General features: G+C 38.4%; 9 protein-coding genes. 5 read left to right on the forward strand and 4 right to left on the reverse strand.

The genetic code is table 11. The features are described 5' to 3' along the window. Positions 1 to 35: 35 nt before the first annotated feature. From C0W29_RS07870 to C0W29_RS07885, 4 genes are all read left to right on the forward strand, one after another. Positions 36 to 1,922, forward strand: a complete 1,887-nt coding sequence (locus C0W29_RS07870; protein ID WP_045045147.1) for a DUF294 nucleotidyltransferase-like domain-containing protein — start codon at positions 36 to 38, stop codon at positions 1,920 to 1,922. Then, positions 1,922 to 2,671 (forward strand): 3'-5' exonuclease, encoded by a 750-nt coding sequence (locus C0W29_RS07875; RefSeq protein ID WP_080888868.1) that lies wholly within the window; start codon positions 1,922 to 1,924, stop codon positions 2,669 to 2,671. The genes C0W29_RS07870 and C0W29_RS07875 overlap by 1 nt, the downstream gene beginning before the upstream one ends. 147 nt (positions 2,672 to 2,818) lie before the next feature. Continuing rightward, positions 2,819 to 4,027: an efflux RND transporter periplasmic adaptor subunit gene (locus C0W29_RS07880; RefSeq protein ID WP_045045146.1), complete on the forward strand. Its 1,209-nt coding sequence runs from the start codon at positions 2,819 to 2,821 to the stop codon at positions 4,025 to 4,027. A gap of 3 nt (positions 4,028 to 4,030) precedes the next feature. Next, positions 4,031 to 7,153, forward strand: a complete 3,123-nt coding sequence (locus C0W29_RS07885; protein WP_045042502.1) for an efflux RND transporter permease subunit — start codon at positions 4,031 to 4,033, stop codon at positions 7,151 to 7,153. A 5-nt stretch (positions 7,154 to 7,158) separates the two neighbouring features. Here C0W29_RS07885 and C0W29_RS07890 read toward each other — a convergent pair whose 3' ends face one another. The 4 genes from C0W29_RS07890 to C0W29_RS07905 all read right to left on the reverse strand — a co-directional run bounded on the left by C0W29_RS07890 (position 7,159) and on the right by C0W29_RS07905 (position 10,936). After that, positions 7,159 to 8,220, reverse strand: coding sequence for a YadA-like family protein (locus C0W29_RS07890; RefSeq protein WP_045042503.1), 1,062 nt, complete (start codon positions 8,218 to 8,220; stop codon positions 7,159 to 7,161). A 375-nt stretch (positions 8,221 to 8,595) separates the two neighbouring features. After that, a complete protein-coding gene (locus tag C0W29_RS07895; RefSeq protein ID WP_045042504.1) occupies positions 8,596 to 9,945 on the reverse strand; it encodes a YadA-like family protein in 1,350 nt (449 codons plus the stop codon). 254 nt (positions 9,946 to 10,199) lie between these two features. Then, positions 10,200 to 10,550: a hypothetical protein gene (locus tag C0W29_RS07900; RefSeq protein ID WP_045067129.1), complete on the reverse strand. Its 351-nt coding sequence runs from the start codon at positions 10,548 to 10,550 to the stop codon at positions 10,200 to 10,202. 140 nt (positions 10,551 to 10,690) lie between these two features. Continuing rightward, a complete protein-coding gene (locus C0W29_RS07905) occupies positions 10,691 to 10,936 on the reverse strand; it encodes a hypothetical protein (RefSeq protein ID WP_045042505.1) in 246 nt (81 codons plus the stop codon). Positions 10,937 to 11,249: 313 nt separating this feature from the next. Between C0W29_RS07905 and C0W29_RS07910 the strand changes: the two genes are divergently transcribed. Then, positions 11,250 to 12,005: a ZIP family metal transporter gene (locus C0W29_RS07910; RefSeq protein WP_036790933.1), complete on the forward strand. Its 756-nt coding sequence runs from the start codon at positions 11,250 to 11,252 to the stop codon at positions 12,003 to 12,005. The last annotated feature ends 32 nt before the right edge of the window (positions 12,006 to 12,037 follow it).

Consider the following 12,037-nt stretch of genomic DNA (forward strand, 5'->3'; position numbering starts at 1 on the left):
AAAATAATGGTTAAGTGATACGAGCGATTAATGATATGTCTGAAACCTTGATTCCTAATATTATTGAATTTATGGCCGCGGTTGATCCGTTCGATAAATTAACCCCAAAAACGTTACGCGATGTTGCTGGAATGATCACTATTCGCTATTTTGGCAAAGGTGAAGTGATTGATTTACAAGAAAGTGATCAGTTGTATTTATTACGAACTGGGGCGGTTGAGCAACGGAACCTTGATGGTACTTTAAGGGCTAGATTAGCCGCAGAAGACTTTTTTGGTTTTTCTCGATTAACACAAGCTGAAACGAATACAGCCAGTGATCCTTATACTATTACGGTGATTGAAGATGCGTTGATTTATTGTTTATCGATTAATGCGCTATTACTAAAGTTAAAAGATCAACCGGATGCTTTAGCCCATTTTGGATCGCATGCGCAAAGTAGGCTTCAAAGTGGATTAAATGTTGTGTGGTCACAGCATGAGAAAGGGTTATTTTTTAAGCCGATTATCGATGTGCTTAATTCACAAATAGTATTAGTTGAAAGTACCCAAACTATTCAGGCTGTTGCGAAAGCGATGCGAGTTAATGCCAACTCATCCTGCGCGTTTATTATGCAAAATAATCAATTTGTTGGGCTGATCACCGATAAAGATATGACTAAGCGAGTGGTTGCTGAAGGTATTCCGACCACAGAGATGATCACTGCAGTCATGACGGAAAATCCTTATAGTGTTAAACGTGGGGATTTAGTGATCACGGCGGCAGCGTTAATGATGCAACACGGAATAAAAAATATTCCAGTGGTTGATAACGGGATACCAATAGGGTTAATTACGCCATCGGATTTAGTGCAAAATCATCGTATCCAAGCAATTTTTTTAATTGATAAAATTAATAAGATCGAACGCTTAGAACAGCTCGCTAAACTGACTATTGAACGACAAGCTATTTTTGAAGCGTTAGTTGAAGCTAAAGTGGCCATTGGTGTGATTGGACAAGTAATGGCTATGATTATGGATGCCTACAATCGGCGTTTAGTCGTGATGGCTGAAGTGTATTTAGGTGCCGCTCCGTGTGAGTATTGCTGGATAGTTGCAGGTTCACATGCTCGCAATGAAGTTCACATGCTTTCTGATCAAGATCACGGTTTGATTTTAGCTGATAATGCGACTGAGGCTGATAAAGTGTACTTTCACCATTTAGCCATGTATGTCAGTAAAGGGATGGCACTATGTGGCTATGAGTTATGTAGTGGGCGTTTTATGGCGGTGACTCATAAATGGTGCCAGCCATTAGCAGTGTGGAAAACTTACTATCAAAAGTGGGCGATTAATCCTGAATATGATTTGTTACTTGAGATGAGTGTTTTTCTTGATAGTCGTTATATTACGGGAAACCCACAGTTAGTGAATGATTTACAAGCATGTATGTGCCAACAACTGGTTCATAATGCGCGCGTGATATCAGCATTAGCGCGTAATGCCTTACTACAAAAACCACCGCTGAGTATTTTTAGAAATTGGGTCTTGGTTAAAGAAGGTGAAAACGCGAATACTCTCGATATTAAAAGCGCGGCATTGAGTATTATTGTAAACCTAGTACGCGTGCAATATTTACAACTCATAGCACAATTATTTACCACGGATGGTGCTGTGGTCTATAAAGCTAATACTGAAGAAAGATTACAGTTATTGTTAGAGCACAAAGTTATTAATGAAGCGACATTTAAGGACTTATTAGGGGCGTTTCAATTTATTTCTCAAATCCGTTATAGCCATCAACTTCAAGCATTACAGCAAGGTAAAATACCTAATAATCATATCAACCCTAATGCGTTTAATAGTTTTGAGCGCACCCATTTACGCGAAACGTTTAAGTTAGTTACTAGCTATCAAGAAATAATGAAAATGAAGTTTTGCTAATGGCTACCAATAATAAAGTCCTTTTTACGTTCCAGCGGCATCAATGGTGGCAACGCTTATTTGGTAATCATCTGCGTGATTTATATCAACGGCGGATTACCTTATTGCAGCAACACCCAGATTTACCTCCGCCAATTAAAGCGTTATTTAGTGCGCCGCTACCACAACCTTTAACGTTGATTAGCCAATGGCCATTATTAGCGATTGATTTTGAAACCACAGGGTTTGATGCGCAGCAAGATCAGATTTTATCGGTAGGGTATGTCTCTATGATGGTTAATGCTGTAGATCTCAGTACGAGTGTTAATGAATTGGTGAACTCTACAGCAATTATCAAACCAGATAGCGCGGTGATTAATCATATTGATCATGCAATGTTATTACAGGGACAGGCACTCGATGAGGTGATGATGCGGTTGCTGGTGGCATTAACGGGAAAAGTCGGTATTGCCCATGGCAGCTTTATGGAACAAGGGTTTATTAGTACTTATTTACAGCATAAATATCAACTTCATGACTGTCCATTATTGTGGCTAGATACGTTACCACTGTATCAATCTTTATATAACACCCAAATATTACATCATGATGCCCGTTTAGGCAGTGCGCGTTGTAGTGTAGGTTTACCCGAATATCAGGCACATAATTCACTATTTGATGCGATAGCTTGTGGTGAGCTATTAATGGTATTAATACATAAAATCTATGGTAATAAGGCGCCTAATTTTGGCCAACTTCTTAAGCGGTAACAGTATCATTATGAACTATCGATGTGGTTATGATTTGACGGTTATTATGGCTTAATTACGTTTATAAACATCACACCATGTACTCATGCTCTACACTGAAATTAAAGCGATATTTCGTTTTGGTTTGCTAGTAAGGGATTCAATAGCATGAGTATTTTTATCCGGCGTTATTTACCGGTAGTGATTTTATTGTTGTTTGTGGGCTTATCCGCAGCGCTATTATTAAATCGGCCACAGACTCAACAAAAAATCGTCGAAACCATAGTGCCTGTGCTTGAAGTGATGGCGGTGAAAAAGCAACAATTAGCATTTAATGTTAGCTCCTATGGTATGGTTAAGCCAAAGCATCAAGCAGAATTAGTCGCGCAAGTGAGTGGCGTTGTTAACCGTTTGTCGCCTGCTTTTGCGGTAGGGCAGTTTGTCCGCAAAGGTGAGGTATTAGCCCATTTAGATGACGCTGATTATCATGCTGATCTCGCTCAAGCCGAGGCAACATTCGCTCAAGCAAAGGCACTCTTGGCGCAAGAAATTGCTCGTGGTATCGTGGCAAAAAAAACCTTAAGTCATATCTCTACAACTAAGCAATCAGCGTTAGGGTTGCGTATTCCTCAACGAAAACAACAACAAGCTAATGTTAAATTTGCTCAAGCAGCATTAGCTCGGGCGCAACGGAATGTTGCTCGCACTATTATTACTGCCCCATTTGATGGTTTAATTACTGAAAAACATATCAATGTTGGCAGCCATGTCAATATTGGTGAGCAATTAGGGATTATATACGGTACTGATGTTGCTCGTATTCGTCTTCCTGTTACCCCTCAAGCTTTTTCATTTATTGATCCAAATTCGCCTAATACAACAGTCATTCTAACCAATGAGCACCATGGCCAAGATTTTCAGCATTGGACAGCACGTTTTATCGGTACAGAGGGCGTGATTGATCCTCAAAGTCGAATGGTTTATCTCATTGTTGATGTTATTGATCCTTATCAACGGCGCTTATCTATTCAACAACGAACCGGTGTATTAAATTTTGGGGCTTTTGTGACGGCTAAAATTGCAGCGAAGCCGATTGCTAATGCGGTTAAATTACATCGGCATGTGATTCGAAATGATCAGGTGGTATTAGTCAATAGTAATGGTTTAACTCAAATGCGGAAAGTGGTGGTTGCGCGTACGGATCTTAAATATGCCTATATCAGTGCGGGATTAGAAGATGGTGAATTAGTGTCGCTAACTTGGCCTGATAATTATTTAGAAGGGACAGCAGTAACAACCGTTTTAAATCCACCTCAATTCATTGAGCAACCTCCACTGACGGTTATTCATTCTAAGGACGTAGATAACGGAGAGTAGTGAATGGAATCATCGGGAATCATTGCTTGGTTTACGCGTAATCATGTCGCTGCTAATTTATTGATGTTGCTAGTGATGATTGGTGGCTTATTTTCAGTCAATCTTATTAATAAAGAAATATTCCCAGCTTTTGGTACCAATAAAATAACCATTACCAGTCAATATACCGGTGCAGCAGCAGCGGATATTGAGCAAGGGATTATTGTTAAAATTGAACAAGCAGTGGATGATATTGCTGATATTAAACGTGTTACCGCTGTTGCTAATCAAGGGGGAGGCGTTGTTACCTTAGAACTCGATAATGATGCTGATTTTGATAAGATTTTAGATCAAGTAAAACAACGTGTTGATGCTATAACTACCTTTCCAGCTCAAATGGAACCACCGTTGATCCAACGGGCAGAGTTTATGAGTAATGTGATGTTTTTATCACTATATGGTGAATTGAGCGATCGCCAACTTAAACGCTATGCCCAAGTGGTTAAAGATGAAATTATTCAGCAAACCAGTGCAACCGCAGTTACTGTTACTGGGGTTAAAAACGATGAAATTTCGATTGAAATATCATCTCAGCAACTGCGTAATTATAATTTAACTATTGAGCAAGTCGCACAAGCCTTACAGCAACGTTCATTGGATTTACCCGCAGGTGCAATAAAAGCGCAAGATGGTGATGTGTTAGTGCGTACCACGGCACAACTTTATCAAGGCGATCAATTTGCGGCTGTTGTGTTACGTACTAATCCCGATGGAAGTCAACTCCAGTTATCCGATATCGCCACAGTAACAGATGGTTTTGTTGAGCAATCAGTGCTTAATCGATTTAATCAACAACGCGCCGCAGTCATACAAATCCGTAATCTTCCCAACCAAGATGCGACTCAAATATCGCAGCAAATTAGTGAGTATATAACGAATAAAAAAGCCCAATTACCGCAGGGGGTACATATTGATAAATGGGCAGATATGTCGCATTACCTAGAAGGTCGACTTAACATGATGCTATCTAATATGGCATATGGTGGATTATTAGTATTTATTATTCTGGCGTTATTTCTAGAAGTTAGGTTAGCGTTTTGGGTGCTACTTGGATTGCCATTTTGTTTTTTAGGCACATTGTTATTCATGCCGCTAGAAAGTATCAATATTTCGATTAACTTATTGTCGCTATTCGGTTTTATTTTAGTGCTAGGGATTGTGGTTGATGATGCGATTGTTGTTGGTGAAAGTGTCTATTCTGAAGTAGAGCAACAAGGACAAACGATTGAGCATGTTATTCAAGGCGCTAAGCGGGTTGCGGTTCCTGCAACTTTTGGGGTGTTAACTACCATGGCAGCTTTTGTTCCAATGCTATTGTCTGATAATCCTCGTACCGAATTTTTCAAAGCTATTGGGTGGGTGGTTATCTTATGTTTAACCTTTTCATTGATTGAATCTAAACTGATTTTACCGGCGCATTTAGCACGATCCCGATTAGTACAGCAGCGGCAATGGAACAATCCACTAGTACGAGTTAAACGGCATTTTAATCAGGCTGTAAATAGATTTATTAATGTCCATTATCGACGCTTTATTATGGCTGCTATTATGCACCGATATAACGTATTAGCGACTTTCGTTGGCGTATTATGTTTAGCATTGGCTTTGGTGTTTAGTGGGCAATTACGGTGGGTATTCTTTCCTAAACTACCCTCTGATTATATTCAAGTGCTGGTGGAAATGAATGACTCTAATTCAGCGGCAAATAATATTAAGGTTGTGAATCAATTAGAACAGGCTCTTTATAAAACTGATGAGGAAATATATCAGCAGCAAGGCGTTCATGTAGTAAAACATAGTTTTGTTAATATGCGAGATAGTAACGATATGTTTGTGCTGGTTGAATTAGAGAAAAGTGAGAGTTTGCCAATAACGAGCTTTGATATCTTAGCTAACTGGAAAAGTAATATACCACCATTGGTTGGGGTTAAATCTATTGCTTATGAGGCATCTATTGATCGTCAAAAAAGTGATATTCAATATAGTTTACAAGGCGATAATAGTGCGCAATTAGTGCAAGCAGCAACCCAACTAAAGCAACAGTTAGGGCGTTATTTAGGGGTGTTTAATATTGAAGATGATTTATCTGCACCTACTCAAGAGATCAATATCAAGTTAACTCCAATTGGTAAACTATTGGGTCTATCAGTGGCTAACCTTACTCATCAAGTTCGACATGCTTTTCAAGGTATTGAAGTCCAACGTCTGTTACGTAATAACGAAGAAGTTAAAGTAATGGTACGCTATCCCGCACACGAACGACGTAGTGTTGGCGACTTACAAAATATGAAGGTGGTATTATCAGATGACAGTCTGGTACCATTTTCACAAGTGGCAACAATTAATTTTATTCCAGCGTTGAATAGTATTCATCGGGTCGATAAACACCGCACGCTGGTGGTAAGCGCTAATGTGCAGAAAGATAAAGCTTCTCCCTCTGAAATCTATAGCATTATCAATAATCGCTATTTACCTTTATTGCGCCATCAATATCCAACGGTAAAAATTCAATTAGATGGTCAAGCTAAAGAAGAGAGTGAAACAAAAGGTAGTCTAGTTCGAGATGCAGTATTGGCACTATTTGCTATTTTTGCATTAATGGCGATTCCTTTACGTTCATACACTCAACCGTTGATTATCATGTCGGTGATCCCATTTGGTATTATCGGTGCTATTGCAGGGCATTATTTTGCTGATATCTCACTTAATTTATTGAGTGTGTTTGGTATTTTGGCATTGTCTGGTGTGGTAGTGAATGACTCTTTAGTACTCGTTGTATTTATTAATCGTGCCTTGGCACAAGGAGTACCACTTTATCATGCAGTAACAGAGGCCGGATGTAGTCGTTTTCGTGCCATTGTATTAACGTCACTTACCACTTTCTTTGGGTTAGCTCCGATCTTATTAGAAACGAGTTTGCAGGCACAGATTGTGATTCCTATGGCAACATCACTTGCGTTTGGTATTTTATTCGCAACCGTTGTCACTTTAGTATTAGTGCCTGCTCTATATCTAATTTTGTATGATATTAAACGAGGATATCGTCGCTTATTACATTACTGGTGGCGACCACAGTTGGATGAATAAAGCCTTTAGAAACCAAAGCCAAAACCAGCGGCGATGCCTGCATCGTGTTGGCTGTCATCAGAAGCCGCTAAAGTAATAACGCCATGCTGGCCAACATCAAATTTACCACCAATCGCCATCGCTGATTGGTTACCATAATTAGCAGCACCCATACCAATAGTGTAGTGGTAACCTTGTCGCATTGGAATTGAAGTCATTGCCATCGCACTTGCAATACCAGCATTGGCTTGGTTATGAACTTTCTCAATGTTATGAGTAAGTAGATTCACTTTTTGGTCTGTGTACTGATTTGCAGCTGATAGCGTCGTTGCTGATTGATGATCAGTATACATTTTGGCTTTGTTTAGGGTGGCAGTGCTTTGTTGTGTTACGTAGGTTTTTGCTTGGGTTATTGCGGTTTGTTTTTGTTGTTGGGTGTAAGTACGGGTTTGCGCCATTTGCTGATTTAGTTGACTCATATTTACGGCATCAGTATTTGCTCGACCGTTGGCTACATATTCTAAACGGCGTTGAGTTTTAGCATTACCAAAAGAGACTTGACCGTCGTTTGAGTGTGAACTGTTCCCAATAGCGATTGAATTGTGACCCGTTGCTATTGCATGATCGCCTAAAGATATCGTGGTTTTATCAGCTGAGGCATAGTTGCCAATTGCCATAGCATGATCACCTGTTGTTTTGGATTCTGAACCGATAGCAATAGAACGACGACCCGTAGCGGTGGCGCCAGAACCTAATGCAGAAGCAGCATCACCATTGGCAATAGCGCGAGATCCTGTTGCCGTACTTTGAATACCCGTTGCAGATGAACCAGCACCAAAAGAAACAGCACTGTTATCGTGAGCGTAAGCATTAGTGCCGAGCGCTATCGATTGGTTACCGATACTTGATGCAGCAACGCCAATAGCGATAGCAGAGTCTTTTTCAATTTTGGTTTTTGCTTGGTAGCCGTGAGTAATATTGTTAGACAAATTGTTTGATAGGCTATGAGTGTTGATTGGTGATGCATATGTCATTGTTGATGTGGATAATATTGCAATTACAGCACACGTTTTTTTATAGCTATTCATGATTACGTCCATATGAGTTGTGTGGCAATACTATTCATTGCATATGGAAAAGTTAAATCTATAAATAGAATTATATTTACCATTTTTTGGGTAATTATAATTATTATCAATAAGGTATTTAATAATATAGAGAATAAGTACAGAAATATATTTTTTTAGGTGTGTGGAAGCAAAAAATGGTTACATTTTAATCGTGATATAAATTTTTTGTTGATACGATAAAAAATATGAGTTTGTCATTTGAATTAATATGCATTAGAGCTAAAGCTCTAACTTTGATGTTTGTAATTATTACAATGGGTTGGAGGTTTTTAGTGCGTTGAGCAGTAGATAAAATTGATATAATTATTATCTACTGCTTTTATGTTTAAATAATTAAAACCCAAATCCAACGCCAGCAGAAACACCGGCATCATGAAGACTATTATCAGATGCAGCAAGAGTAACTATGCTATGTTGACTCACGTCGAATTTGCCACCTAACGCTATAGCGGATTGATTATCATAATTAGCCGCACCTAGACCAATTGTATAATGATAGCCTTGTTTCATTGGAATTGATGACATTGCCATTGCGCTTGCTATACCCGCATTAGCCTGATTGTGAACCTTTTCAATATCCTGAGTAAGGAAGTTCACCTTCTGATCAGTGTATTGATCTGCAGCTGATAATGTCGCCGCCGATTTATTATCAGTATAATTATTTGCTTGTTGTACTGCTGCAGCACTTTGCTGATTACTATAACTATTTGCTGTTGCTAAAACTTCGGTTGATTTATTATTCGTGTAACTATTTGCATTATGTAAAGTGACTGTATTTTGTTGATCTGTATATGTTTTAGCGTTATTTAATGTTGTGGCTGATTTATTATTAGTATAAGTATTCGCTTGTTGTATAGCAGTAGCCGTTTGTTGATTCGTATATGTCTTAGCGTCTGTTAACGTCGCAGCCGTTTGTTGATTCGTGTATGTCTTAGCGTCTGTTAACGTCGAAGCCGTTTGTTGATTCGTGTATGTTTTAGCATCAGCTAATGTTGCTGCTGTTTTTTGGTCAGTATAGCTGTCTGCTTTTTGTATACCTTGATTTAATTGGCTCACATTGACAGCATCTGTTGCTGCAATACCCGCATGCACATTTTCTAATCGGCGTTGAACATGGGCATTACCAAATGATACTTGACCATCAGTTGATTGTGATCCATTACCGATAGCAATTGAGCCTCTTGTTCCTGTTGCTTTAGCATAATTACCAATTGCTATATCTGCTGTTTGTGATTGAGCACTAGTACCTAAAGCCAATGCATAACGGCCATTGGCATTAGCACCAGAACCAAAAGCAACAGCATTATCACCTAGCGCATGTGATGTTGCACCAAACGCTTCTGCTTGAACGCCTTTAACGACAGATCCTGAACCAAAAGATGATGAACTATTACCATCAGTGCTGGCGTTAGATCCAAAAGATGCAGATTGATCGCCATTTGCTTTGGATGCCACTCCTATGGCAACCGCCGCGTTACCATCGGCAGTTGCTTGATACCCTTCCGCAATACTTGAGCCGCCTTGGGCGTGGGCACTGTATCCTATAGATATTGATGTATTACTATTTTTTACATCCGCATTATTGCCAAGAATTACATTATTTGATGGATTCGTTAAAGTATCAGCCATAGTTGGTGCTGATATTGCTATAAGTAGAAGATAGCTAAGATGAGTTTTTTTCATAATAAGACCTCTTATATTTTGAGTGAATAGTAGTCTAAGAGGAATAATAAAAGTTAGTAGCAGAAGTAAAATTACAGAAGTCAAAATTGATTAAAAAACGATCATTGAGGGGAGGGTGATATTTTATGCAATTCAACGCCGTTTTATTAGCAATTAAATGAATATTTAATCATATTGTTTTTCGATGAATATTTTTTATGGTGTCGATAAATATAAAGCGTTGTTATTTTTCGAGTATTAAGCATTTATTATCGTTATCTGCTCATACCGTTGTCGGATTGTGCGTTTGTATCGCTATTTTTAGTGTTGTTTTTGTTTGATAGACACAAGCTATAATCATCAAAGCCTTTTCGTTGGCAATCAATGACATTTTTTTTCATTTTTTCAAGTTGTTGTCGATTACGTACTGAATAGACGTTTCCATTGGTGCAACTTATTGAAATAACGCCATTAGGTTCAAATTTATAGCCTTCAACTTCGCTGCCACATGGATTGAAATCAATACCTGCTTTTACGCTTACTTTGGTTGGAATGACTCGTACACTTTCAGTTACGCACCCAACCAATAATAAACAAAATAGGCATGTAATAAGAAATTGTTTCATAAGGGAAAGTGTATTTTTATATTGGAGGTAAGACTATAGTGATTATAAATGAAAACGCAATAAAGATTTTGCTATGGGGCAGTAATAAGTAAAACATGCAGATATATTTATCAGCATGTTTTAGTCATTTTAAAAGATGATTATTCTTCATTACCATTGATAATAGTGACATGGCCATAGTAGTGATGGTGGTGGTGATGAGTTGTATGATGATGATGGTGGGTTTCTTTATGCGCAGCGCCAACGCCGCCGTGAATATGATGTCCATGTGATGGTTCATGTTCACGATATTCTTGGTGATCTTTATCATGTTTGTGTTTTGCATCATCAGAGTAATGGCGTTCCATTGTCTCGTGTGTCGATTCTTTTGTTTTCTGAGTGGCCATATAATACCTCTATTTTATGATGTATTGGGACTCACTAAGCGTAGTTCATTTTTATAAATAAATGAGATTATAGTGCCGTTTTTTATTAATAATTTAAACAATAGATGCGTGATTTTATTTAATTAATTGACTTATATAGATTTATTTTCGTTTTATGACTGTTTCAATATTGCGGCGATTATTATTAAGATTTCCAAATATTATAAGTAATTAATATTATTGCTATATGGAATTAATGTTTTACATTCAAATCGTTCGCAGAGTAACCCCGTAAGTGCTATAAAGTCGGTTGTTTAACGATGCGGAATACAACATGAATCTCGATGAATTTAAAATATTATCAGTAGTGCTTATTTTTGTTACTACTGTGCTTGCTGGGTTGTATCCGTTTATTCGTAAATTTAAAACGACCCGACCTTTAGAATCACCTGCAGCAGAAGCATTAGCATCCGGCGTTTTTCTTGGCGCAGGTTTAATTCATATGTTAGGTGACGCCTCAAAATCATTTTTAGATCATGGTATTGATTACCCGATAGCATTCGTATTGGCAGGCTGTGTGTTTTTATTACTATTATGGTTTGAACACTTAGGCCGCCGCTTAGATGAACACGGTGATAGTAATAGCCCTGCGTTTGCTATTTTAGCAATGGTCATTTTATCTATTCACTCATTACTTGCGGGTACGGTGCTAGGATTGAGTGGTTCTATCACGATGATGGTGATGATCCTTATTGCTATTTTAGCGCATAAATGGGCCGCGAGTTTTTCACTGGCAGTTCAATTAAGTAAAAGTCGTCTATCGTTACGCCAAGCTTTATTAATGTTTGGGTTATTTACGTTGATGTTGCCATTAGGGGTTGCATTAGGTTCAGGCGTTTTAGAATACACTAGTAGCTATCCATTATTAGAGCCGATCTTTTATTCATTAGCGGCAGGTACATTTTTGTATCTCGGCACATTACATGGCTTAAAACAATCGACCATGGTTGATAAATGCTGTGATTTAAAGAATTTTACTTTTGTCGTGATCGGTTTTGCGTTAATGGCTGTGGTCGCTATTTGGTCTTAAATCGCGAATATAAATATAGTCAAAATATCCCG

It is taken from the genome of Photobacterium kishitanii (genome assembly GCF_003026355.1).
In the GTDB taxonomy this organism is placed as follows: Bacteria; Pseudomonadota; Gammaproteobacteria; order Enterobacterales; family Vibrionaceae; genus Photobacterium; species Photobacterium kishitanii.

Excerpts from the sequence above, each read along its gene's own strand:
- C0W29_RS07870 (WP_045045147.1), top strand. The coding sequence starts at position 36 with ATGTCTGAAACCTTGATTCCTAATATTATTGAATTTATGGCCGCGGTT.
- C0W29_RS07875 (WP_080888868.1), top strand. The coding sequence starts at position 1,922 with ATGGCTACCAATAATAAAGTCCTTTTTACGTTCCAGCGGCATCAATGG.
- C0W29_RS07880 (WP_045045146.1), top strand. The coding sequence starts at position 2,819 with ATGAGTATTTTTATCCGGCGTTATTTACCGGTAGTGATTTTATTGTTG.
- C0W29_RS07885 (WP_045042502.1), top strand. The coding sequence starts at position 4,031 with ATGGAATCATCGGGAATCATTGCTTGGTTTACGCGTAATCATGTCGCT.
- C0W29_RS07890 (WP_045042503.1), bottom strand. The coding sequence starts at position 8,220 with ATGAATAGCTATAAAAAAACGTGTGCTGTAATTGCAATATTATCCACA.
- C0W29_RS07895 (WP_045042504.1), bottom strand. The coding sequence starts at position 9,945 with ATGAAAAAAACTCATCTTAGCTATCTTCTACTTATAGCAATATCAGCA.
- C0W29_RS07900 (WP_045067129.1), bottom strand. The coding sequence starts at position 10,550 with ATGAAACAATTTCTTATTACATGCCTATTTTGTTTATTATTGGTTGGG.
- C0W29_RS07905 (WP_045042505.1), bottom strand. The coding sequence starts at position 10,936 with ATGGCCACTCAGAAAACAAAAGAATCGACACACGAGACAATGGAACGC.
- C0W29_RS07910 (WP_036790933.1), top strand. The coding sequence starts at position 11,250 with ATGAATCTCGATGAATTTAAAATATTATCAGTAGTGCTTATTTTTGTT.